The organism is Pseudomonas sp. FP2254, from assembly GCF_030687695.1.
GTDB classification, from domain to species: Bacteria; Pseudomonadota; Gammaproteobacteria; order Pseudomonadales; family Pseudomonadaceae; genus Aquipseudomonas; species Aquipseudomonas quebecensis.
In genome coordinates this window covers 2,517,407-2,541,578 of sequence record NZ_CP117444.1, presented here as the reverse complement: position 1 = coordinate 2,541,578, position 24,172 = coordinate 2,517,407, and the positions used below count along the sequence as shown (strand labels likewise).

Genomic DNA, 24,172 nt, shown 5'->3' with positions numbered 1-24,172 from the left:
CACAGTTGGTTCTGCATACATTCGGCAGGTAAGATGGCGACCTTCCGCATAGCGCCCTGCCAACCATAAGCCCTGCCCATGCCCTTCGAACTCAGCGTTGACCTCACCACCCTCGCCATTCTTGCCGTTGTGGCCTTTATTGCCGGATTCATCGACGCCATCGCCGGCGGCGGCGGGCTATTGACCACCCCGGCGCTGCTCACCGCCGGCATGCCGCCACACCTGGTGCTGGGCACCAACAAGCTCAGTTCCACGTTCGGCTCGGCCACCGCCAGCTTCACCTTCTATCGTCGCAAGCTGTTCCACCCGCGCCAGTGGGTGCACGCCATCGTCGGTACGCTGGTCGGCGCGCTTGCCGGGGCGGTGGTCGCCCATTACCTGCCGGCCGAGACCCTGAACAAAATGCTCCCGGTGATCGTATTCGCCTGCGGCCTGTACCTGCTGTTCGGCGGCACGCCCAAGGCACCGCTGGAAGCCGACGCACCGATCAAGAAGAAATGGCAGGCCACCCAAGGCTTCGGCCTGGGTTTCTACGATGGTGTAGCAGGCCCGGGGACCGGCGCGTTCTGGACCGTCAGCACCCTGCTGCTGCACCCCATCGACCTGGTCAAAGCCAGCGGCGTGGCGCGCAGCATGAACTTCGTCAGCAACGCGGCAGCACTGTCGGTGTTTATCTTCAACGGCTCGGTGGACTGGATAGTCGGGCTGGCGATGGGGATTTCGGTGATGGGCGGTGCCTTCTTTGGCGCTCGCAGCGCAATCAGCGGCGGCGCCAAATTCATTCGTCCGGTGTTTATCACCGTGGTCCTCGGCCTGACCGTGCGCCTAGCCTGGCAGCACTGGTTCAGCGTGGCCTAAGCGGCGCGCCACATAGAGATCGATCAGGTAGCGCGCAATCGAGCGTGACGCCGGCAACGGCGGCAGGTCATGGATGTTGAACCACTGTGCGTCTTCGATCTCGTCGGCCTGGGGCACGATATCGCCACCGGCGTATTCGGCATGAAAGCCCAGCATCATCGAATGCGGGAACGGCCAGCACTGGCTGCCCACATACTGAATATTCCTGACTTCCACCTGCACCTCTTCGCGCACCTCGCGGATCAGGCAGTCTTCGGCCGACTCGCCCGGCTCGGCAAATCCGGCCAACGTGCTGTAGACCCCGGTCACAAAACGCGGCGAACGTGCCAGTAAAATCTCGTCGCCACGGGTCACCAGCACAATCATGCTCGGCGAGATGCGCGGGTAACTGCGCAGGTCGCACGCCTGGCAATACATCGCGCGTTCGCGCGGCACCTGCGCCATGGCTTGGCCGCAGCTGCCGCAAAAGCGATGTTCGCGGGCCCAGGTGCCGATCTGCGCGGCATAGCCCAGGACCTTGTAGAGCGTGTGATCGCCCTGCAGCATAAAGCCGCGCAAGCCCTGCCAGCTGCAACCCGGCACCTCGCCGGCCGAGTTGAGCTCAAGCAGGTACACCGGCTCGCCGTCGAGGTGGCCGATGCCGTGTTCGGCGAACACCGACAGGTCCTGGCGCTTGAGCCATTCCCGGGGGAACAGCGGGCCATTGGCGTCATGCAAAAAGCCCTCGCGGCTGCGGGCGACGGCCCAGCCGCCGGGGGCGTCGTTGTCCAGCAGCGTTGTGGTAATCCAGCCTGGGGTCATGTTTATCAATCCACGAATTCGGGTGTCTGCTTGCTCATGTGAGCCGCGATGGCCACACGCAGGTCGTTGGATTGCAACATAGCCGAGTTCCAGGTGGCAACGTATTCCAGGCCATCATTGATCGTGTGGTCACGCATGTAGCTGATCATCGCCTTGGTGCCGGTCACGGCGATCGGCGACTTGGCCGCGATGTCACGGGCCATCTCCAGCACGCCGGCCAACAGGCTCTGGTGATCGGCATACACACGGTTGACCAGGCCGATACTGCGCGCCTCTTCGGCGCCGAACATGCGCCCGGTATAGGCCAGTTCGCGCAGCATGCCGTCGCCGATAATACGCGGCAGCCGTTGCAAAGTGCCGACGTCGGCAGCCATGCCGATATCGATTTCCTTGATGGAAAACTGCGCGTCCTCGGCGGCGTAGCGCATGTCGCAGGCGCTGATCAGGTCGATGGCGCCGCCGATGCAATAGCCCTGGATCGCCGCCAGCACCGGCTTGCGGCAGGTGTCCACGGCGTTGAACGAGGCTTGCAGCTCAAGGATCTTGCGCCGCAGCAGGCGCGCGTTGCGGCCCACATCCTTGCCCAGGTCATTGGCCACCGAGGCCAGCATCATCAAGTCGATGCCGGAGGAGAAATGTTTGCCGGCGCCGCTGAGCACCACGGCGCGCACGGCGTCGGTGTCGTCGATCCATTGGAAAATGTCGATGATCTCGGTCCAGAACGCGGCGTTCATCGCGTTGATCTTTTCCGGGCGGTTGATCTGCACATGGGCAACGTTGTCGTGGAGTTCGACGACGAAGGCTTGGTATTCGGACATGGCCATGATCCCTGACTGGCGGGTGAGAAGGCCCAGACTATAACAAGGCTGCGCGACGGCGCATCGGCCAAATGCGGGACTGGTCGACGGGATCGAAAAGACGCTGGATAAAACCTCGCGCACGCGCCATCCTTCGCGCTTTAAGCCGCGCAGTGCGCGGCGCTCGACGTTTGAAGGATATGCCCATGCACGCCCAGCCCCTCGCCCCCGCCGATTTCGAAGCCCTCGAAGACACCCTGCTCAGGTACGGCGATGACCATTCGGTATTGAACGTGGCCGAACTCGACGGCTACTTCACCGCCCTGGTCTCCGGCCCGGCGCCGGTGGCCATCGACGAGTGGTTCCCGGCGATCTGGGGCGGCCAGAACCCCAAGTGGGAAAGCGCCGACCAAGCGCAGCAGTTTCTGGACCTGTGCGTGCGCCACCTCAACACCCTGGCGGCCCAACTGGCCGGCGACGCCCGGGGCTTTACGCCGCGCTTCGACGAAACCGAGCATCGGGCCCAGACGGTGACCCTGGCCGAAGAATGGTGCTTCGGCTACCTGCGTGGCGCCGCCATCGGTAACTGGCCACCCCTGCCGACGGAACAGGCGGCGAACCTGGAAAAAATCTCCTGGTGCGCCGAGCAGGACAACTTCGAATTGCCCGCCGACCTGGATATCCCGGCCCACCAGCAGCGCGCCAGCGAGATCGAACCGGCGGCGCGGGCGCTGCATGATTACTGGTCGAGCCAGCGCTAAGCCTCGACAGCACGGCATCAATACCCGATTATTCGGGTCCGCCCCGTCGGCCACTCCGTGCCACCTTGCCTTGAATCAGGAGCCTTGTACCTTGAGTTCGCAGAAAACCGTGACCGTTACGCCACCCAACGCCCCGCTCATCGGCAAGGTCGCGCCCCCCGGCTCCAAATCCATTACCAACCGCGCGCTGCTGCTGGCGGCCCTGGCCAAGGGCACCAGCCGCTTGAGCGGCGCGCTGAAAAGCGACGACACCCGCCACATGTCGGTGGCCCTGCGCCAGATGGGCGTGACCATCGACGAGCCGGACGACACCACGTTCGTGGTCACCGGCCAGGGCAAGCTGCAGTTGCCGACACAACCGCTGTTTCTCGGCAACGCCGGCACCGCCATGCGCTTTCTTACCGCCGCGGTGGCCACCGTACAGGGCACCGTGGTGCTTGATGGCGACGATTACATGCGCAAGCGCCCGATCGGCCCGCTGCTGGCCACCCTCGGCCGGAACGGCATCCAGGTCGACAGCCCGACGGGTTGCCCACCGGTTACCGTGCATGGCCGTGGCAAGGTGCAGGCCAAGCGCTTCGAGATCGACGGCGGGCTGTCCAGCCAATACGTATCGGCCCTGCTGATGCTTGCCGCCTGCGGTGAAGCGCCGATTGAAGTGGCACTGACCGGCAAGGACATCGGCGCCCGCGGCTATGTGGACCTGACCCTGGATTGCATGCGCGCCTTCGGTGCGCAGGTCGACGCTGTCGACGACACCACCTGGCGCGTCGCGCCAACGGGCTACACCGCCCATGACTACCTGATCGAACCGGACGCTTCCGCCGCCACCTACCTGTGGGCCGCCGAAGCGCTGACCGCTGGCCGCATCGACATTGGCGTGGCCGCCCAGGCTTTCACCCAACCGGATGCCAAGGCGCAGGCGCTGATCGCCCAGTTCCCTGATATGCAGGCCACCGTGGTGGGCTCGCAGATGCAGGACGCGATCCCGACCCTGGCAGTGCTGGCGGCGTTCAACAACACCCCGGTGCGCTTTACCGAATTGGCCAATCTGCGGGTCAAGGAATGTGACCGGGTACAGGCGCTGCACGACGGCCTGAATGAAATCCGCCCGGGCCTGGCGACCATCGAAGGCGACGACCTGCTGGTGGCCAGTGACCCGGCGTTAGCCGGCACCGCCTGCTCGGCGCTGATCGACACCCACGCCGATCACCGCATCGCCATGTGCTTTGCCCTGGCCGGGTTGAAGGTAACGGGCATTCGCATCCAGGACCCGGACTGCGTGGCCAAGACCTATCCCGACTACTGGAAGGCCCTGAGCAGCCTGGGTGTCGCGCTGACCTATTGAGCCCGGCGCGCCGGAATGGGGAGGACTGAACATGAACATTCGCCAACCCTGCCCACCCGGCGCCTGCGTATGCGAGCGCGAGCAATTGCTGCAAGCGCCCGACGCCGACTTACGCATCCTCGGTCTCACCCGCCAGGAAGAAAAACGCCTGCTTGAACGTCTGGAAAACCTGCAGAACCTGCAGGACCTGGAGCGCATGCAGCAACGCATGTACGAACTGCTGGGCATCCGCGTGCACGTCGCGCCGGGCCATACCGAAGTCAAGAGCATGCGCGGCATTCAGATTGTCATCGACGACCTGCCCGGCCTGTGCCGCAAAACCCGGCAGGCCATTCCGGCGGCGATTCGCCGGGGCATGGAAAAACGTCCGGAGATTGCCTATCGCTTGCTGGACGCCCACGACCTGTTTCGCGACGGGTAAATCAACCTGCCACCGTCTCGGCCTTGAACAGGCCCTGGCCCACGGTTCTCGCGGTGCTCAAATGGGCCTCTGCGCTGCCGCTTTCCGAGTCCAGTAGCAGTTCGGATGTGAGCACCTTCGCGCCACAGTAATCAAAGATGCCGTAGTCAATCTGCGTGTGCATCGATTGGGCATAACCATGCCGTTCGAACGCGCTGAAGTCCGCCGCGCCAAGCGCCAGCAGGTGCACCTGTAAATGCCCGAGTTTTTTCATGACCGGGGTGTCCGGGCCGTAGTCGATGGCCCAACCGTTGACGAACACGCGGTCAATCCAACCCTTGAGCAGGCCGGGCATCGACCACCAATAAATGGGAAACACCAGAACCAACGCATCGGCGCGGTCGATGCGGGCTTGTTCGGCCAGCACATCGGCCGGTGGTGTGGCGCGCTCGCGGTGCACCCGATGGTCGGCGGCGCTGTAACGGGGGTCGAAGCCCTCAGCGGCGAGGTCGGCGATTTCAGCGGTGTGACCCGATAGGCGCAGGCCATCGGCTACCTGGGCGGCGATGCTGTGAGTCAGGGATTGTGGGTCGTGATGGGCAACAACGATCAGTGCGTGCATGACATTCACTCCGGTTCGGTTTAGGCTCTGGGCTTAAGTTACGAACAGTAAGTTACTTTTGGTATATAAGCATGTCAAGCCACGATTCCCCTGCACCCCGCCGTCGTCTGTCCCGCGAAGATCGCCTGCAGCAATTACTGGAGGTGGCCTGGCAGCTGGTGCGCGATGAAGGCACCGATGCCCTGACCCTGGGCCGTGTGGCAGAGTTGGCCGGCGTCACCAAGCCGGTGGTCTATGACCATTTCGTCACCCGCGCGGGGTTGTTGGCGGCGCTGTACGAAGACTTCGACGGGCGCCAGAACCAGGCTTTCGTCGACGCACTCGACGCCAGCGAGGCCACCCTGGAAGGCCGCGCAGGTGTGATTGCCTCGTCCTACGTCGATTGCGTGTTACTGCAGGGCCGTGAGATCCCGGGCGTGATCGCGGCGTTGAGCAGCTCCCCGGAACTGGAAACCCTCAAGCGCAAGTACGAAGCGATCTTCCTCGACAAGTGCCGCGATGTCCTGACGCCCTTCGCCCCCTCCGGCACGGTGTCTCAAGCCGGCTTGAGGGCAATGCTCGGGGCGGCCGAGGCGTTGTCCCACGCAGCGGCCAACGGCGAGATCAGCCGCGAAGAGGCGCAACAGGAATTGCAGGCCAGCATTTCAGCCATGGTCAATCGCCCGCGCCCGTGACGAACACCTGCACCTTGCGCGCCAGTTGATCCAGGTGCCGGTCGCGCTGGCGCTCCGCGTCGACCATGGCGCGTTTGCCGTGCCGTTGCAGCAGGTAGGTGTGGATCTGCTGCACTTCCAGCGAGCGGTAAATCGCGGCCACGTCCAGCACGCCCATCAACCCGTCGGTGCCGTAGTGGCGCGTGTTCATCAGCACCTGGGTGTCGCGCGCACCGCGTACCTGAAAGCCCATGGCCTGGAAGGCCGGCACCTTTTCCACGGAGCAGGCCAGTTCCGCATGGGGATAGCGCCCCAGCACGTCCTGCATCATGGCGCGCCCTACCCCGTGGCGCCGCGACCCGGCCTGCACGGCCATAAAGGGAATGCCGCAGGCCTCGGGGTCATCCTTGACCGGTAGACACAACAGAAACCCGATCACCTGTTCCGGGTCCTCGGCATCCGTCGCCACCACCAACTCGACCGTGATGCCCTTCTCACCGTTCAACGCCTCCAGGTACAGGTGCACCTCGTAGCCGATGGCGTACTGATAAATGTTGTACAGCAGGTTGCTGGGCGGCAGCGCGACGCTGCTGATGTCGGTGAGGTTGTCCACCACCATCTGCAGGATCTGGCCGTTGATGGGTTCGGGGCACGGTGTGGTGTAACGGGTGAGGCTGAACATGCACATTCCTGGGGGTCGGGCTTCAAGGCAGTGGCGATTGTACCTGTTACGCCGGGGTCATGGTCCGCACACCTCACGCAGGCAGCCGCGCAGCCAGCGATGGGCCGGGTCCGCGTCCAGCCGCGGGTGCCAGAGCATGGCCACGCTGAAGGTGGGCAGGCTCAGCGGCAGGTCAAAGCAGAACAGCTCGCTGCGATGGGCGATGTAGCGTTCGGGGACGCTGGCAATCAGGTCGGTGTCGCGCGCCAGGGCGATGGCGGTGGCGAATCCGGCGACGATGGTGTGGATCTGCCGCGTAACGCCCAGGGCTTGCAGCGCATCGTCGATCTGGCCGCGGTCCTGGCCTCGGCGGGAGACATACAGGTGTTGGCCGTCGGCGTAGCGCTGCAGGCTGACCGCGCCGCGACTGAGGGGATGGCCGCTGCGTACCACGCCGACCAGGCGATCGCGGAACAGCGCCTGGGTCAACAGCTCCGGGCCGGCGTCGGCGTCGACCACGCCGATGTCCAGGTCCACACGGGCGTCGCGCAGCGGCGCGGTGTCCTTGTCGGTTTTATTCAGCAGGCGCAGGCGCACACGGGGTGTCTCCAGGGCCATGCGGGCAAGCAACGCGGCGCCGAAACACGCGACGAACTCCTCACTGGTGCGCAACGTAAAGGTGCGCTCGACCTGGGCCATGTCCACCGCCCGTGCCGGACGCAAGGCCGCCTGGGCGTCCTGCACCAGCCGGCCGACCTGCTCGCGCAACGCCAGCGCATGGGGGGTCGGCACCAGGCCCCGACCGGCGCGCACCAGCAACGGGTCGCCCGTGGTGTGCCGCAGGCGCGCCAAGGCACGGCTCATGGCCGAAGGGCTCAAGCGCAGGCGCTTGGCCGCGCGTTCGACGCTGCCTTCGGCGAGCAGCACATCCAGGGTGATCAGCAGGTTCAAATCGGGCATCAGCGTTCCCCAACAGGCGTTTTGTGCAGGTATTCAATGCAATCCCTGCGTCTTCCGCCATGGTAGATCAGGCCGTAGAGTTGCGACAGTCACAATCATTAAGGAATCCCCCCATGCACGCTTCTTCGCGCGGCGCTCTGGTCAGCCTGGGCCTGGCCATGCTGCTGGCCTCGCTGGGCACCAGCATCGCCAATGTCGGCCTGCCGACGCTGGCACAGACCTTCAACGCAGCGTTCCCGGCAGTGCAATGGGTGGTGCTGGCGTACCTGCTGGGCATCACGGCGGTTATCGTCAGTGCAGGTCATTTGGGTGATCGCCTGGGGCGGCGCCGGGTGTTGATCGCCGGGTTGCTGCTGTTCGCGGTGGCGAGCGCAGTGTGCAGTGTCGCCCCGTCGTTGAACGGCTTGATTACCGCGCGCGTGCTGCAAGGCCTCGGCGCGGCAAGCATGATGGCGATGGCCATGGGCCTGGTGGGCGATACCGTGCCCAAAGAGCGTATGGGCCGAGTCATGGGGCTGCTCGGCACCCTGTCGGCACTCGGTACGGCGATGGGTCCCAGTGTCGGCGGCCTGCTGCTCAGCCTGTGGGGGTGGCGCGCGTTGTTTGGGGTGGGCACGCCACTGGGGCTATTGGCTGCCGCCCTGGCCTGGCACTATCTGCCGGTGGATCTGCCGCACGCACGCGCGCCCGGCAGCTTGTGGTCACCCTTGAAAGCCGCGTCATTACGCGCCGGCCTGGCCATGAGCGCGCTGGTGTCGGCGGTGATCATGGCCACCTTTGTGGTCGGTCCGTTCTATTTATCCCGTGGGCTGGGCCTCGCGCCTGAATGGATGGGCCTGGCGATGGCCGTCGGACCGGGTGTCGCCGCGCTCACCGGCGTACCCGCCGGGCGCCTGACCGACCGCCTGGGCAGCCGGCGCGTCACACTGATCGGGCTGAGCACACTGCTGGGCGGCGCGCTGCTGTTGTCCCTGGCGTCGGGGCTGATGGCCTATCTGGGAGCGCTGGTGATGCTGACCTGCGGCTACAGCCTGTTCCAGGCCGCCAATAACACCGCCGTCATGAGCAACGTGGACGCCGCCCGCCGTGGCACGGTCTCGGGCTTGCTCAACCTGTCACGCAACCTGGGCCTGATTCTCGGCACGTCAGCCTTGGGCGCGGTATTCGCCTGGGCCAGCCCGGACGTCATCCACGCCACACCTGCATCTGTCACCCACGGCCTGCACATCACCTTCCGCGTCGCGGTGGGCCTGATCGTCCTGGCCGCTGCGATGGCAGTTTGCCGCATTGCCACTTTGAATACCCCGCTGAACACCCGTTGAGGCAAAAAAACAAAAAAGGCGTTGCGCCAGACCGGGTTACATCGCGCATCATGGGCACTTTCAAGCTCAAGGGTAACGTCCATGCGCGTTCTGTCATTGATGATGGGTCTTACGACGCTGGCCGCCACTACGGTGTTCTGCGCCAGCGCGATGGCGAATGAAGAAAGTCAGTTGGTACAACAGATCAACGCCTACCGCAGCCAGGTGCAGCGCTGCGGCGACCAGGGCTCCCAGGAATTGCCGCCGCTGACCAGCGACACGCGCCTGGTGCTGCCGGCCAACAGCGCCGGCGATCTGCAGCAGGCGCTGGCCCGGGCCGCGTACCCGATGGTGAACGTGCAGGCCATCAGCCTGTCCGGTCCCAAGGACGCGGCAGCGGCCATGAAGGCGGTGAGCGAGAGCTTCTGCCGTGTGGTGCTGGACCCGCAATACGTCGATATCGGCGTGAGCAACACAGGCCAGGACTGGCGCATCGTGCTGGCCCGCCCATTGCTGTCCAGCGGCCGAGGCGACTGGCAGACCGAGGGCAAGCAAGTGCTCAGCCTGATCAACGCCGCCCGCGCGCAGCCCCACCAGTGCGGTACGCAAGCCTTTACCGCCACCACCGCGCTGACCTGGAATGACAACCTGGCGGGCGCGGCCAACAGCCATACGCGCAATATGGCCAACGGTAATTTCTTCGATCACCTGGACCACGATGGCCGTACCCCCGGCGACCGTGCCGAACTGGCCGGCTATACCGCCAAAACGGTCGGCGAAAACATCGCCGCCGGCCTCGACACGCCGCGCAAGGTGGTAGACGGCTGGCTTGCCAGCCCCGGCCACTGTGCCAATCTGATGAACCCGCAATTTCGCGAGCTGGGCGCCGCGTACGCCATGGACCCGAAGAGCGATGCAGGCATCTATTGGACGGCGCTGTTCGGCACACAACAATAGAGGGCGGTCGGCAACCCTCGCCTTTTAAAACCAACAGAGCATCAAAATGCCATCTCGTGGATAATCCGCTGAACTGGCGGCGGCCATTCGGGTCTGTAGCTTGGCTGCCTGGCCTATCCAAGTAACTAACGAGCGTGGCAAACAAGGTGTTACCCCAATGATGAATTGGCTGCAAAGCAGCAGCGACATGGCTGAACAGGTTCGTCAGCATGATTGGGCAAGTACGCCCCTGGGGCCGTTGGAGCAGTGGCCGGATGTTTTGAAGACCACCGTGGCGCTGTGTTTCGCGTCGAGCTTTCCCCAGGCGATCGTCTGGGGGCCGCAACTGATCACGCTCTACAATGACGCCTTCATTCCGATCCTGGGCAACAAGCCCTATGCCCTCGGCCGCCCGTTCAGTGAAATCTGGAGCGAGGTCTGGGACGAGGTCAGTCATATCGCCAGCGCGGCCTTCGAAGGCCATGCGACCTACATCGAAAACTTCCCGCTGATGATCGAGCGCGGCCCGGCGCCGGAACAGGCGTACTTCACGTTCTGCTACAGCCCGATACGCGACCCTCAGGGCAAGGTGGTCGGCATGCTCGACACCGTGACCGAAACCACCGCCACGGTGTTCCTCGCGCGTCGCCTGGCGCTGCTGGACGCCATCGGCAGCGCGGTAACCAACGCCAACGACGCCCAGGCGATCATGACCACCACCACCCGCCTGGTGGCTGAGCATTTGCAGGTGAGCAACTGCGCCTACGCCGACATGGACGACGATGAAGACGGCTTTACCATCCGCGACAATTGGACCGCTCCCGGTTCGCCGAGCATTGTCGGCCGTTACAGCCTTGCGGCATTCGGCGAGCGCGCGGTCAAGTGCCTGCGCGCCGGTGAGCCGCTGGTGATCCATAACAATCTGCGCGAACTGCCGCCCCATGAAGCCGCGCAATTCCAGGCACTGGGTTTGACCGCCACCATCTGCATGCCGCTGATCCGCAACGGTCGCCTGAGCGCGCTGATGGCCGTTCACGACAAAACGGCGCGGCCGTGGTCGCAGTACGACCTGGCCGTGCTGCGCGAAGTCACCGAGCGCTCCTGGGCACATATCGAGCGCGTGCGCGCCGACGCCGATGTGCGCGCCGGCCTGGCCGCCTATGCCGAACTCAATACCACTCTGGAACAGCGTGTCGAAGAGCGCACCCTGGCGTTGGCCCAGGCCGAAGCGGCACTTCGCCAGTCGCAAAAGCTGGAGGCCATCGGCCAGTTGACCGGCGGCGTGGCCCACGACTTCAACAACCTGCTGACCATCATTCGCTCCTCGGTGGACTTTCTGCGCCAACCGGGCTTGTCCGAAGAGCGCCGCCAGCGCTACATGGGCGCGGTCTCCGATACCGTCGAACGCGCCAGCAAGTTGACCAGCCAGTTGCTCGCTTTCGCAAGGCGCCAGCCGCTGAACCCGGAAGTCTTCGACGTCGGCCAGCGCGTGCAGAATATCGGCGAGATGCTCGAGAGCGTCACCGGTGCACGTATTCAAGTGCGCGTCGAGCTGCCGACGCAGCCCTGTTTTGCACGGATCGACCCAAGCCAGTTCGAAACCGCATTGATCAATATCGCCCTCAATGCGCGGGACGCCATGGACGGCCAGGGCACGCTGACCCTGCGCGTCACCGGCCAACGCCCGCTGCCGCGCATCCGTGGCGATGCCGGCTCGCGCCAGGCGCATATCGCTATCGCACTGGCCGACACCGGCCCCGGCATTGCCAGCGACACCATCGAGCGTATCTTCGAGCCGTTTTTCACCACCAAGGCTGTCGGCAAAGGCACAGGGCTGGGGCTCTCCCAAGTGTTCGGTTTCGCCAAACAGTCGGGAGGCAATATCGACGTGGCCAGCACCCTGGGCCAGGGCTCGGTGTTCACCCTGTACCTGCCGCAGGTCGAAGCTCAGGCGTCGGTCCACCCCGGCCGGACTGACGAACCGGCACCGGCCCATGACACCGCGCACTGCCGTGTGTTGATCGTGGAAGACAATCTTGAGGTCGGACGCTTCGCCAGCCAGATCCTGCAGGACCTGGGCTACCAGACAACGTGGGCCACCGATGCCGAACAGGCGTTGACCCTGGCCGGCCAGGACGCGAACGCATTCGATGCGATTTTCTCGGATGTGGTGATGCCCGGCATGACCGGCGTAGCCATGGCCAAGGTGTTGCGCCAACGCCGCGCCGATCTGCCGGTGGTGCTCACCTCGGGCTACAGCGAAGAACTGGCGGAAAACGGCTATGAGGGATTTGAGTTCCTGCCCAAGCCCTACTCGGCCGATCAGGTCTCTCGCGTGCTGATCAAGGCCATGCTCAGGGATTGAGCGCCCTACTCCGCCACCGCGACCTGGTTGCGGCCCAAAGCCTTGGCGCGGTACAGCGCTTTATCTGCGGTATTCATCAGCCCGTGCAGGTCCTGCTGCCCAGGGTGGGTGGACGCCACACCGAGGCTGGCCGACAGGCCCTTGACCGGCTCGGCGGCCATGCCGGCGATGGACGCAATCAACTGCTCGGCGATAGCGCGCGCCGTCTCCAGCGAAGTGTTGGGCAGCAGCACCGCAAATTCCTCGCCGCCCAGACGCCCGTACACGTCGGCCTGCCGGAACGAGGTGCTGATCACTGCGCCGATCTGGCGCAGCACCTGGTCGCCGGCCTGGTGGCCGTAGGTGTCGTTGATCTGTTTGAAATGGTCCATGTCGAGCATCAGCGCGCACAGCGGCTGCTGGTGATGTCGACACTGTGCGTACAACGCCTGGGCACGCTCGAAAAACGCCCGGCGATTCATCAGCCCGGTCAGTTCGTCGGTCTGTGCGGCACGAGTGGATATGCTATGGGCCCGTTCCATCTGCCGCGTCAGGCGAAAAGCCTTCTCCAAGGCGTCGGACAGCTTGCGGGTGGCGCTGAATACAAAAGTGGAGAACACCAGCACCGCAATCGCGACGCCGACCTGCATCGACGACGGCTGCAGCAACAGCCACACCGTGCAGGGCATCAGCACGAGGCTGATGGAGACCACCGTCATGTAGCGATACGCCGAATAACAGGACACCGCAGCCACCGACATGCCCACGGTGAACAGCATGACCAGCACCTGGGACAGGCGGTCATCGGTGGGTATCAGCGCAAACGCACCGCCGCCCCAGATCCCCGCAGAAAGCACCAGCGTGATCCAATAGCGCCGTTCCCAGCGCGCCGGCAGGCGCTCGCTGTTGGGGCAGCGAAACCACTCCATGAACATCAGGATGCGCAACAGCGATGAAACGCCCAGGGCCGCCAGCCAGACCAGCATGATGGGTTGATCCAGGCGGTCCCAGCACAACCAGCACAGCATCGCCGCCGCCAGATAGCTGCCGAATATCGCCGCGAATGACTGTCGGAACAGCTGGTGCAGGCGGTCGGCCCGCACTTGCTGCTCGATGCGCTCATCCTGATCCTGCCCGTGTCCAAGACCATTCATGAAATACGCCTGATTCCGTTGCCGCGACAAAGGCGCCATTGTGGCACCCTGCCAGCAACGCGGACAACAGAATCCCGCACCGCAGAGCCTTTAACTCGGCTCGGGCCGCAGAATCAGCACCCCCAGTGGCGGCAGATTCAACGACAGCGAAACGGGCTGACCATGGCGCGGCTCGTCGACGGTGAACACTTCGCCACCATTGCCGAAATTGGAACCGGCGTACATATCCGCGTCACTGTTGATCACCTCGCTCCAGCGCCCGGCAAACGGCACGCCCACGGCATAGTGCTCGCGAGGCACCGGCGTGAAGTTGGCCACCACCAACACCGGTTTGCCGTCCTTGCTCCAGCGCAGCCAGGCGTAGACGCTGTTGATCGCATCGTCGCCGATCAGCCACTGGAAACCTTGCGGCGCGTCGTCCTGCTCGTGCAGGGCCGGCTCCTGGCGGTACAGGCGATTCAAGTCGCCCACCAGCTTTTGCACACCCTGGTGTTCCTGGTATTGCAGCAGGTACCAGTCCAGTTGCTGGTCATGGTTCCACTCGCGCCACTGGCCGAATTCGCAGCCCATGAACAGCAACTTCTTACCCGGATGCATCCACATGAACGCCAGGTAGGCGCGCAGATTGGCAAATTTCTGCCAGCGGTCGCCGGGCATCTTGTCGATCAGCGAATGCTTGCCATGGACCACTTCGTCATGGGAGATCGGCAGGATGAAACGCTCGGACCAGGCATACACCAGGCCGAAACTCAGCTCGTTGTGATGATGGGCACGGTATACCGGGTCCTGCTGGATGTAGTGCAGCGAGTCGTGCATCCAGCCCATGTTCCATTTGTAATTGAAGCCCAGGCCGCCTTGCTGGGTCGGCTGGCTGACGCCAGGCCAGGCCGTGGACTCCTCGGCGATCACCAGGGCTCCCGGCGCCTCCAGCGCAACCACGTCGTTCAAGTGGCGCAGGAAGTCGATGGCCTCCAGGTTCTCGCGCCCGCCATGCCGGTTGGGCACCCACTCGCCGGCTTTGCGCGAATAGTCGCGATACAGCATCGATGCCACCGCATCCACGCGCAGACCATCGACGTGGAAGTGTTTGAGCCAGTGCAGCGCCGACGCCAGCATAAAGCCGTGCACTTCGGTGCGGCCCAGGTTGTAGATCAGCGTGTCCCAATCCTGGTGGAAGCCTTCGAGCGGGTTGGCGTATTCGTACAGCGCGGTGCCGTCAAATTGCGCCAGGCCGTGGGTGTCGGTCGGAAAATGCGCCGGCACCCAATCAAGGATCACACCGATATCAGCCCGGTGGCAGGCATCGACGAAGTAAGCGAAATCTTCCGGCGAGCCGAAGCGCGCGCTGGGCGCGAACTGCGACAGGGCTTGATAGCCCCAGGACCCGCCAAACGGGTGTTCCATGATCGGCATCAGCTCGATATGGGTGAAGCCCAGTTGCTGAACATAGGGAATCAAACGCTCCGACAGTTCCCGCCAGCCGTACTGTCGGGCCACTTCACCGGCCTCGTCCAATTCGCACTGCCAGGAGCCGACGTGCAATTCATAGATCGACAAGGGCGCGCTGGACTTTTGCTTGTCGGCACGCGCCTGCATCCAGTCGTGGTCCTGCCAGTCCACTTGCAGCGGCGCGGCAACTTTCGAGGCGGTGTCCGGCGGCAGTTGGGTCGCCAGCGCCACGGGGTCGGCCTTGAGGGGCAAAATACCGTGGGCACCGAGAATCTCGTATTTGTAGGCGGCACCCGGCTGCAGGCGTGGGATGAAGATCTCCCACACGCCGGAAGGATGACGCAGGCGCATCGGATGACGGCGTCCGTCCCAGATATTGAAGTCACCCACCACCGACACACGCCGGGCATTCGGTGCCCACACGGCAAAGCGCACGCCCTGCACGCCGTCGACGCTGGTGACCTGTGCACCCAGGCAGTTGCCCAGGTCGCGGTGATTGCCCTCGGCAAACAGATACAGGTCCATTTCGCCCAGCAGCAATTGGCTGAAGCTGTAGGGGTCTTCGGTGATCTGCTCGCCGCCGGCCCACTGAATTTTCAATAAGTACGGCTGACGAGTAGAGAAGTGCCCGACAAACAGCCCAGGCACCTGAGTCGCGTCAAGGCTGCCGAGCGTTTCGCCACCGTCGCGGCTCAGCACCTGCACACTCAATGCCTCCGGCAGGAATGCACGGATAAATTGGCCACCCTGCTCATCGTCATGGGGCCCGAGAATCGAAAACGGGTCGTGGTGCTCGGCGCGCACCAGCGCTTCGACGTCCTTGGACGCCGGCATTGCAGTCAACTTTGGCTGCAGCGGTTCTTTATGTGTATAGCTCATGACGTCTCCCCACCGCGTGCAGTTTTCGATATAGGTATAAGCCCGCTCAACAGGCTGTGCAGCCCTTGCAGAGGCACGGGCAACCAGGTCGGGCGGTTTTCCGCTTCGTAGGCCACTTCGTACGCGGCCTTCTCCAGGCTGAACAAAGTCAGCGCGGCGTCCTGGCCGTTGGCATCCTGCCAGTCATGCGCCAGTGTAGACGTAGCCTGCTGATAAGCCTGGATAAATGCCTGACGCGCCTCCTTCACATAGCGCTCGGTCACACGCTGGCGTGCCTGATCGGCCTGGGCCGAATGGTCGACGCCTTGCAGATTCAAAGCCATCGCCGCCGCGTAATCGAAGGAGCGCAGCACACCGCTGACATCTTTGTACGGGCTGTGCTTGCCCCGTCGCTCATGCAGCGGTCGCGCCGGTTCGCCTTCGAAGTCGATCAAATAGGCATCGCCCTTCACCACCAGTACCTGGCCGAGGTGCAGATCGCCATGGACGCGAATGCGCAAGCCGCCCAAGGTGGCCTTCGCCAGGCTGTTCACGTGCGTGGCGATGGCTTTTTTCTGCGACAGCAATTCACTGACCAGTGCCTGATCGGCAGGGTTCAATTGGTTTTGATGCAGTTCGAGCAGTTGCAGCGCGCGACTGATCTGCGCCCCGACATCCTTGGCCCAGGCCTGGGTGTCCTTAACGCTGGTGACTTCGGGCTTGAAGTCTTTATGGGTGGTAGTGGCGCCGAGCACTTGATGCATTTCGCCTAGGCGCTGGCCGAGCAGTGCGGCAAAATCCGCCAGTTCGCCCAGGGCGTTGTAGTGCTGCTCCTGCTCGGAAAGGGCCTCGGCCAGTTCGTCACGGATCGCGCGTTCCAGATTGTTCTGGGTCCACGTCCAGGCGTCGCCCTGATTGCTTAGATAGCCCTGTGCGATCATCAACAGGTTGTCCTGGCCGTCACTGTCGTGACGCACCATGGCGCCCATCAACGGCGAAATATTCGCGTAACCGGCTTCGGTCAGGTACGCGCTCATCTCAAGCTCCGGGTGCACCCCGGCGCTGACTTTGCGGATTAACTTGAGCACCAGGCTCTCGCCTACCACCACCGAACTGTTGGACTGCTCGGCAGACAAGTAGCGCACCGGCGACTCATCGTTCAGTTGCAGCGCGCCCAAGTGTTGCGTCGCGTCGAACCGCAACTCGCCGTCATTGCAGGCCAGCCGCGTGCCGGCTTGCAGGCCCTGGATCACCGCGCGAACAAAATGCTCAAGGCTGAACGCGTCGGTCACCAGCCCCACTTGGCGGGCTCGACGTACCCGGGCCATGGCCAGTTGCTGCGGCAAGGCGCTGGTGAATTGGTCTTCACCGAGGAAGCCCAACGGCAATTGATAACGGCTGACCTGGCCGCCGGCACTGACTTCCAGCTCGCTCAGCAACACCGGATGCTCGGCATCGCCAAATCGCACGCCGTAGGCAATGCGTACGCTGTCGATCGCCGTGTCCTTACCGGCAAACCAGCGCCGTTTGGGCAGCCAGGCCGGCAATGAGGTCTGTTCCAGGGTGGTGCGGCAAGGTTCTTCGAGCAGTTCTTCCATGCGTTTTTTCAATACCAATGTGGTGAAGTCGGGCATGCTCTGCGCCGGTTCCACATGCCAACTGGGCATCTGGTTTTCCGCGGCGAGCACAAACCAATAAAACCCGTAGGGCGCCAGGGTCAGCAGGAAATTCAGCTGGCCGATGGGCGGGAACGCGTTGCCGCCGAGCATCTCTACCGGGACCATGCCGGCAAATGCCGACAGGTCCAGCTCGGCCGCCTGGGCGCTGCGCGACACGTTGGCCACGCACAGGATGATCTCCGTGCGGCCATCGGCGCCGGTGTATTCGCGGGTGTAGGCCAGGATGCGGCGGTTGGCCGGCGAGAGCATTTTGAGGCTGCCGCGACCGAACGCCTTGGACTGCTTGCGTACCGCCAGCATGCGCCGGGTCCAGTTCAGGAGGGAGTGCGGGTCCTGGGTCTGGGTTTCGACGTTGACCGACAAATAACCGTAGAGCGGGTCCATGATCGGCGGCAACACCAGGCTGGCCGGGTCGGCGCGGGAGAAGCCGCCGTTGCGGTCGATGGACCATTGCATCGGCGTGCGTACGCCATCGCGGTCGCCCAGATAGATGTTGTCGCCCATGCCGATTTCATCGCCGTAATACAGGGTGGGCGTGCCCGGCATCGACAGCAGCAGGCTGTTAAGCAATTCGACCCGGCGGCGGTCACGCTCCAGCAAGGGCGCCAGGCGTCGACGAATGCCCAGGTTGATCCGCGCGCGACGGTCGGCGGCATAGTAGTTCCACAGGTAGTCGCGCTCCTTGTCCGTCACCATTTCAAGGGTCAGTTCATCGTGGTTACGCAGGAAGATCGCCCACTGGCAATTGGCGGGAATTTCCGGGGTCTGGCGCAAAATATCGGTGATAGGGAAACGATCTTCCTGGGCCAGCGCCATGTACATGCGCGGCATCAACGGGAAGTGGAAGGCCATGTGGCATTCGTCGCCGTCGTCGCCCTTTTTGTCGCCGAAATACAGCTGGGTGTCTTCCGGCCACTGGTTGGCTTCGGCCAGCAGCATGCGGTCGGGGTAATTGGCGTCGATCTCGGCGCGGATCTGCTTGAGCACCCCGTGGGTTTCTTCAAGGTTCTCGTTATTGGTGCCATCGCGCTCGATCAGGTATGGAATGGCGTCCAGGCGCAGGCCGTCGATGCCCATGTCCAGCCAATAGCGCATCACTTCAAGCACCGCTTTCATCACGTGCGGATTGTCGAAGTTGAGGTCGGGCTGGTGGGAATAGAAGCGGTGCCAGAAGTATTGGCCGGCGACCGGATCCCAGGTCCAGTTGGACTTTTCGGTATCGAGGAAGATGATACGGGTGCCGTCGTATTTCTGGTCGTCATCGGACCACACGTAGAAGTCCCGTGCGGCCGAACCGGGCTTGGCCTTGCGCGCCCGCTGGAACCAGGGGTGCTGGTCGGAGGTGTGGTTGATCACCAATTCGGTGATCACCCGCAGGCCGCGTTTGTGCGCTTCGGCGATAAAGCGCTTGGCGTCGGCCATGGTGCCGTAGTCACTGTGCACGCCGCGGTAGTCGGCAATGTCGTAGCCATCGTCGCGGCGCGGCGATGGATAAAACGGCAGCAACCAAATGGTGTTCACGCCCAGATCGGCGATGTAGTCGAGTTTGGCGATCAAGCCTGGAAAATCGCCGATCCCGTCATTGTTGGAATCGAAAAAAGATTTTACGTGCACCTGATAGATCACCGCGTCCTTGTACCAGAGCGGGTCTTTGATAAAGGTGGCAGCCTTGGGTTTCTTCGCCATTGAAAACTCCTGAAACACTCGATAAATCTTGCAGGCTCAATGTGCAAGGGGCTTGCCCCTTCCCACATCAGGTGGTGATGCGCCAGATCCCGAACGGCATCTGCGGTTCCAGGCGCGTCCACTGAGTCTTGCCATACCAGGTCCAACGATGGCCGTTCATCAAGTCTTCGCCTTGGGTCTGGGCATCATCCGGCAGGCCCATCTCCCACAATGGCAGTTCGAAATGGGCTTCCTGGGCGTTATAAGGGTCGAGGTTGACCGCCACCAGAATGAAGTTACTGCCGTCCTCGCTGCGCTTGCCGAAGTACAGGATGTTGTCGTTCCACGCGTTATAGATCTTCAAGCCCAAGTGCGTGTGCAGCGCCGGGTTCTGGCGACGGATGCGATTGAGCTGGGCAATCTCGGCAATGATGTTGCCGGGCGCGGTGAAGTCCCGTGGTCGGATCTCGTATTTCTCCGAGTCCAGGTATTCCTCTTTGCCCGGCACCGGCGCGGCTTCGCACAGTTCGAAGCCCGAATACATGCCCCACAGGCCGGAGCCCATGGTCGCCAGCGCTGCACGGATCAGAAAACCCGGGCGCCCGGACTGGTGCAGGAACGCGGGGTTGATATCCGGCGTGTTGACGAAAAAGTTCGGCCGGTAGCACTCGCGCCACGGCGACTGATTGAGCTGAGTGAAATATTCGCTCAACTCGGCCTTGGTGTTGCGCCAGGTGAAATAGGTGTAGCTCTGGGAGTAACCCACCTTGCCCAGGCGCGCCATCATTGCCGGCGTGGTAAACGCTTCCGCCAGGAAGATCACGTCGGGGTACTTGGACCGCACATCGCTGATCAACCACTGCCAGAACGGCAGCGGTTTGGTGTGGGGATTGTCGACGCGAAAGGTCTTCACGCCCTCTTCCACCCAACCCACGACGATATCGCGCAATTCGGTCCACAACCCCGGAATCGCATCGGCGGCATAAAAGTCGACGTTGACGATGTCCTGATACTTCTTCGGCGGGTTCTCGGCATATTTGATCGTGCCGTCCGGGCGCCAGTTGAACCAGCCTGGATGCTCCTTGAGCCACGGGTGGTCCTGGGAGCACTGGATGGCGAAGTCCAGAGCGATTTCCAGGCCGTGATCGGCGGCGGCCTTGACCAGGCGGCGGAAGTCTTCACGGCTGCCCAACTGCGGATGGATGGCCTCGTGACCGCCCTCCTCGCTGCCGATGGCGTAAGGGCTGCCAGGATCGTCCGGGCCGGCGGTGAGTGAGTTGTTCCTGCCTTTGCGATGGCTGCGCCCGATCGGGTGGATCGGCGGGAAGTACAACACGTCGAAGCCCATGTCGTGGATCATCGACAGGCGCGAGTGCACGTCATTGAACGTGCCGTGACGCGCTGGATCGTCGGTGATCGAGCGCGGAAACAGCTCATACCAGCTGGCAAATTGCGCGCGTTCACGTTCGACGTCAATCGGGTAGACCTTGCCGATGCTCAAGTAAGCGCGGTGGTCGGCCTGGGTCATCAGGTGTGCACTGTCTTCGTGCAGAAACAACGCCACTTGCTCGGTTTCCAGCAAACCGGAAAGTTCATGGTGCAGCAGCATCAGGCGATCGCGCAGTTCGTTGTCGCTGCGCTCGGCGGCCTGCTGCACCAGGCTGCGGCCTTCCTGCAGCTCCAGGCTCACCGGCACGCCGGCTTCGTGCTTCTTGCGCAACTCGTAGCAAAAGCTGGCGTAGGTATCGATCCAGGCTTCGATGCAGTATTCATGGGGCCCCTGTTGGGCCACCGTGAACGCGCCTTCCCAGCCATTGTTACCGACGTCGGTCATCACCACGCTATGCCAGCTCTCGTCACGCAGCGGGCGCCAACGGATCAGCACGGCGAGCTTGTCATGACCGTCGGCAAATACTTTGCTGGTCACGTGAATGCACTGGCCGACCACGGCCTTGACCGCGAACTCGCCACCGTCAATCACGGGGCTGGTGCTTTCGATCGCGATCCTGGGCAATAACAAAGCCTGGGACAGCGGCAATACGGCAGTGTCTGGAACCTGTGTTTCAGCAGTCATCGAGCATCTTCCCCTTACGCCCAGTGGACGCTCTTTGCTAGATCCGAATCCAATACGCCAGCACTCTCCCTGAGCGTTGGCGCATTAGGTCCGAGCCTGCGCCTGCATTAAAAGTTCAGGTGGATGTGCCGCCATTGGGCGGGAATCAAATCACCCGTGCGGATGTCCACCGGTAGAGCAAAGCACAAAGGAGGCCACACCGATGACGATCCCGATCCCGGCTGAAACGCCCGACCCGAATATCGATAACCCGACCCTGCCGCCTACTGAACCGGAGCCGATCCCCGAGCAGGAACCGCCTGAAAACCCTCCACCGCCCATGCAGGAGCCACCTGCCCCACATCCTGGCGTGGTTGTCAGTCCTTCTCGAAGCGCTTGACGATCATCGGCACCACGCTGAATACCGCCAGCGCCAGCAACGTACTCAACACCGCTGTCGCTTCGCGCCCCATGCCCGCCGCCACGCCGATGGCGGCGGTCATCCACAGCCCGGCCGCGGTGGTCAGGCCCTTGACTTGCTGGCCTGCCTCGTCCTCCTTGCCTTTGAGAATGGTACCGGCGCCCAGGAATCCGATCCCGGCAATCACCCCTTGCACGACCCGACTCATGGCATCGGCCTGGTTGCCGGACATCTGTGGCACCAGCACAAACAGTGCCGCGCCCAACGCCACCAGCATATGGGTGCGCACCCCGGCAGCCTTGCCCTTGTGCTCTCGCTCAAACCCCAGAATGCCGCCGAGGAGCGCGGCGATCAGCAAGCGCACGGTGATCTGGGTCACTTGCCGCGCATCGCCGATATCGGCGAACTCAGCCTGCAGGGTCACCCACACTTCATGCCACCAAGCGTCCATACACCTTTCCTTTCTAATTATGGGTAAAGGATTGACAGCGGCGACCGCCAGTCAGTTGCCGGGAACGTCGGGCACGTGCCGACGCCCTAACGGCTGACTGTCTATGAAAGGAGAACGCCATGCCTGTCCGTATCGATAACCAGACGTGTTTTTTCAAGGTCAATGACGAGGGTCGCGAATACAGCCTGCCGGCCGCAGAAGTAACGGTAAGCACCGACATGCCCCGCGCCATGTCGTATGTGGACGTAGGTGCCGAGCGCGTCTACATCACCGAACAGGAGGCCGACGCTCTTACTGTGGCCGGCGCAATCGATGGGCGCCAGCACAAAAAGGTCACTGAATCGGGATCGGCGATTTGATTGATCTGTATCAACGCGCAGTGCAACCGACTGCACCCTGATAGCCCTAGGGTGCAGCACACTGTCGCAGGCCTGCATCTGCAGGGCATCTGATCCGCTTTTTATCGTTCCAGCTGAGTCTGTTCTGCAAACAGCTTGCCGCGCATAGTCCATTGGCCTGATGGAGGCTGATGAGCGAACGACCATGAGCGAACGAATCCCTACCGTGGAAATGTTTGAGCCTGTGCACCCAAAGAAGGTCAAGGCCAAATCCAGCGACACCCTGATCCATACCCGCAGCTTCACCGGGCTGTTCCGCACCTTGCGCGTGTTCGGTGCCGGCTTTCTGTTCGTGGCCTTCTTCGGCACCGTGTGGCTGAACTGGGGCGGCCGGCAAGCCGTGCTATGGGACCTGGCGCAAAGCAAGTTCCACATTTTCGGTGCGACATTCTGGCCCCAGGACTTCATCCTCTTATCGGCGCTGTTGATCATCTGTGCCTTCGGCCTATTTGCCATTACGGTCTTCGCCGGGCGCGTCTGGTGCGGCTACACCTGCCCGCAAAGCTCGTTCACCTGGCTGTTCATGTGGTGCGAAAAAGTCACCGAGGGCGAGCGCAACCAGCGCATCAAGCTGCAAGCGGCGCCCTGGAGCCTGAACAAACTGGCGCGGCGCTCGGCCAAGCACACGTTGTGGCTGGGCATCAGTGTGCTGACCGGTCTGACCTTTGTCGGTTATTTCACCCCCATCCGCCCGCTGGCGACGGAACTGCTGACCTGGCAGATGGGCGGCGTCAGCCTGTTCTGGGTACTGTTCTTTACCGCCGCGACCTACCTCAACGCCGGCTGGCTGCGTGAAGCGGTGTGCATGCACATGTGCCCCTACGCGCGTTTCCAGAGTGTGATGTTCGATAAAGACACCCTCACCATCTCTTACGACGCCGCGCGTGGCGAGCAGCGCGGCCCGCGTAAACGCGAGGCCAGGCCGGCCGACCTCGGCCTGGGCGATTGCATCGACTGCCAGCTGTGCGTTCAGGTGTGCCCCACCGGCATCGACATCCGCGACGGCCTGCAAATGGAATGCATCGGCTGCGCGGCCTGCGTCGACGCCTGCGATTCGATCATGGACAAGATGGGCTATGCGCGCGGCCTGGTGCGGTACACCAGCGAACATCAACTGCAGGGCGGCAAGACACACCTGCTACGCCCTCGCCTGATCGGCTACAGTGCCGTGCTGCTGGTGATGATCGCCGCGCTGGTGGTGGCCCTGATGCAACGGCCGATGGTGTCGCTGGACGTGACCAAGGACCGTGGCCTGTTCCGCGAAAACAGCCAGGGCCTGATTGAAAACATCTACAGTCTCAAGGTCATCAACAAGACCCAGCAGCGCCAGCAATACCGGGTGGAGCTGGTGGAAGCCTACGGTTTCCAACTGCAAGGCAAGACCGAACTGAGCCTGGCGCCGGGGGAGATCGTCGATGTGCCGGTGTCGGTCACACTGCTGGCGGACAAGCCGGCGAGCAGTTCGCAGACGCTGCGCTTCAAGGTGACGGATGTGGATGAGCCGTGGGTCTACAACGCGGCTGAAAGCCGCTTCGTGGCGCCGCTCAACCGCTGAGCGCGCGGTATCGAAAAATGATGATGATCCAATGTGGGATCTGCACT

The 24,172-nt window shown here is 63.0% G+C and carries 20 protein-coding genes; 10 read left to right on the top strand and 10 right to left on the bottom strand.

The features are described from left to right. Window positions 1–78 precede the first annotated feature (78 nt). Complete coding sequence (locus PSH94_RS11625) at window positions 79–858, top strand: TSUP family transporter (RefSeq protein WP_181081818.1); 780 nt, start codon at window positions 79–81, stop codon at window positions 856–858. On the opposite strand, the gene nudC is transcribed toward PSH94_RS11625, so the two are convergent. Continuing rightward, on the bottom strand, window positions 826–1,659 hold the full coding sequence (nudC, locus tag PSH94_RS11620; protein ID WP_266249073.1) for an NAD(+) diphosphatase: 834 nt from the start codon (window positions 1,657–1,659) through the stop codon (window positions 826–828). The two genes, PSH94_RS11625 and nudC, sit on opposite strands and share 33 nt — an antisense overlap. Before the next feature lie 5 nt (window positions 1,660–1,664). Continuing rightward, window positions 1,665–2,477, bottom strand: coding sequence for a crotonase/enoyl-CoA hydratase family protein (locus PSH94_RS11615; protein WP_181081820.1), 813 nt, complete (start codon window positions 2,475–2,477; stop codon window positions 1,665–1,667). A 185-nt stretch (window positions 2,478–2,662) separates the two neighbouring features. Here PSH94_RS11615 and PSH94_RS11610 point away from each other — a divergent pair, with 185 nt between their 5' ends. The 3 genes from PSH94_RS11610 (at window position 2,663) to PSH94_RS11600 (ending at window position 4,986) form a co-directional block, all read left to right on the top strand. Then, window positions 2,663–3,217, top strand: a complete 555-nt coding sequence (locus PSH94_RS11610; RefSeq protein WP_285429172.1) for a UPF0149 family protein — start codon at window positions 2,663–2,665, stop codon at window positions 3,215–3,217. A gap of 91 nt (window positions 3,218–3,308) precedes the next feature. Next, entirely contained in the window at window positions 3,309–4,565 is a 1,257-nt protein-coding gene (locus PSH94_RS11605) for a 3-phosphoshikimate 1-carboxyvinyltransferase (protein ID WP_181081822.1), read from the top strand. A 31-nt stretch (window positions 4,566–4,596) separates the two neighbouring features. Then, on the top strand, window positions 4,597–4,986 hold the full coding sequence (locus PSH94_RS11600) for a hypothetical protein (RefSeq protein ID WP_253507116.1): 390 nt from the start codon (window positions 4,597–4,599) through the stop codon (window positions 4,984–4,986). Window position 4,987: 1 nt separating this feature from the next. Here the strand turns inward: PSH94_RS11600 and PSH94_RS11595 are convergent, their stop codons facing one another. Then, window positions 4,988–5,587 (bottom strand): NAD(P)H-dependent oxidoreductase, encoded by a 600-nt coding sequence (locus PSH94_RS11595; RefSeq protein ID WP_305437560.1) that lies wholly within the window; start codon window positions 5,585–5,587, stop codon window positions 4,988–4,990. A 71-nt stretch (window positions 5,588–5,658) separates the two neighbouring features. On the opposite strand from PSH94_RS11595, the gene PSH94_RS11590 reads away from it, so the two are divergent. Then, the gene (locus tag PSH94_RS11590; protein WP_181081825.1) at window positions 5,659–6,261 is read left to right on the top strand and encodes a TetR/AcrR family transcriptional regulator; all 603 of its coding nucleotides are present in this window, start codon (window positions 5,659–5,661) and stop codon (window positions 6,259–6,261) included. Here the strand turns inward: PSH94_RS11590 and PSH94_RS11585 are convergent. After that, window positions 6,242–6,922, bottom strand: coding sequence for a GNAT family N-acetyltransferase (locus PSH94_RS11585; RefSeq protein WP_181081826.1), 681 nt, complete (start codon window positions 6,920–6,922; stop codon window positions 6,242–6,244). The two genes, PSH94_RS11590 and PSH94_RS11585, sit on opposite strands and share 20 nt — an antisense overlap. Before the next feature lie 57 nt (window positions 6,923–6,979). Further along, window positions 6,980–7,861 carry a LysR family transcriptional regulator gene (locus PSH94_RS11580; RefSeq protein ID WP_305437559.1) on the bottom strand — a complete coding sequence of 294 codons (882 nt, stop codon included), beginning with the start codon at window positions 7,859–7,861 and terminating at the stop codon, window positions 6,980–6,982. 113 nt (window positions 7,862–7,974) lie between these two features. On the opposite strand from PSH94_RS11580, the gene PSH94_RS11575 reads away from it, so the two are divergent. The 3 genes from PSH94_RS11575 (at window position 7,975) to PSH94_RS11565 (ending at window position 12,463) form a co-directional block, all read left to right on the top strand. Then, window positions 7,975–9,183: an MFS transporter gene (locus tag PSH94_RS11575; protein WP_305437558.1), complete on the top strand. Its 1,209-nt coding sequence runs from the start codon at window positions 7,975–7,977 to the stop codon at window positions 9,181–9,183. Window positions 9,184–9,264: 81 nt separating this feature from the next. Beyond that, window positions 9,265–10,119 carry a CAP domain-containing protein gene (locus PSH94_RS11570; RefSeq protein WP_181081829.1) on the top strand — a complete coding sequence of 285 codons (855 nt, stop codon included), beginning with the start codon at window positions 9,265–9,267 and terminating at the stop codon, window positions 10,117–10,119. Between the two features lie 157 nt (window positions 10,120–10,276). Beyond that, window positions 10,277–12,463 carry a GAF domain-containing protein gene (locus PSH94_RS11565; RefSeq protein ID WP_253507101.1) on the top strand — a complete coding sequence of 729 codons (2,187 nt, stop codon included), beginning with the start codon at window positions 10,277–10,279 and terminating at the stop codon, window positions 12,461–12,463. A 5-nt stretch (window positions 12,464–12,468) separates the two neighbouring features. Here the strand turns inward: PSH94_RS11565 and PSH94_RS11560 are convergent, their stop codons facing one another. From PSH94_RS11560 to PSH94_RS11540, 5 genes are all read right to left on the bottom strand, one after another. Further along, on the bottom strand, window positions 12,469–13,635 hold the full coding sequence (locus PSH94_RS11560; protein WP_181081831.1) for a diguanylate cyclase: 1,167 nt from the start codon (window positions 13,633–13,635) through the stop codon (window positions 12,469–12,471). 51 nt (window positions 13,636–13,686) lie between these two features. After that, complete coding sequence (gene glgB / locus PSH94_RS11555; protein WP_253507098.1) at window positions 13,687–15,924, bottom strand: 1,4-alpha-glucan branching protein GlgB; 2,238 nt, start codon at window positions 15,922–15,924, stop codon at window positions 13,687–13,689. Next, window positions 15,921–19,268: a maltose alpha-D-glucosyltransferase gene (treS, locus tag PSH94_RS11550; RefSeq protein WP_305437556.1), complete on the bottom strand. Its 3,348-nt coding sequence runs from the start codon at window positions 19,266–19,268 to the stop codon at window positions 15,921–15,923. The genes glgB and treS overlap by 4 nt, the downstream gene beginning before the upstream one ends. Before the next feature lie 67 nt (window positions 19,269–19,335). Beyond that, on the bottom strand, window positions 19,336–21,321 hold the full coding sequence (locus PSH94_RS11545) for an alpha-1,4-glucan--maltose-1-phosphate maltosyltransferase (RefSeq protein WP_305437554.1): 1,986 nt from the start codon (window positions 21,319–21,321) through the stop codon (window positions 19,336–19,338). A 356-nt stretch (window positions 21,322–21,677) separates the two neighbouring features. Further along, window positions 21,678–22,172: an MgtC/SapB family protein gene (locus tag PSH94_RS11540; protein ID WP_181081835.1), complete on the bottom strand. Its 495-nt coding sequence runs from the start codon at window positions 22,170–22,172 to the stop codon at window positions 21,678–21,680. A gap of 119 nt (window positions 22,173–22,291) precedes the next feature. On the opposite strand from PSH94_RS11540, the gene PSH94_RS11535 reads away from it, so the two are divergent. Both PSH94_RS11535 and ccoG read left to right on the top strand, forming a co-directional pair. Next, the gene (locus tag PSH94_RS11535) at window positions 22,292–22,531 is read left to right on the top strand and encodes a DUF3203 family protein (protein WP_181081836.1); all 240 of its coding nucleotides are present in this window, start codon (window positions 22,292–22,294) and stop codon (window positions 22,529–22,531) included. A gap of 184 nt (window positions 22,532–22,715) precedes the next feature. After that, window positions 22,716–24,125, top strand: a complete 1,410-nt coding sequence (ccoG, locus tag PSH94_RS11530; RefSeq protein ID WP_305437552.1) for a cytochrome c oxidase accessory protein CcoG — start codon at window positions 22,716–22,718, stop codon at window positions 24,123–24,125. Window positions 24,126–24,172: the final 47 nt, after the last annotated feature.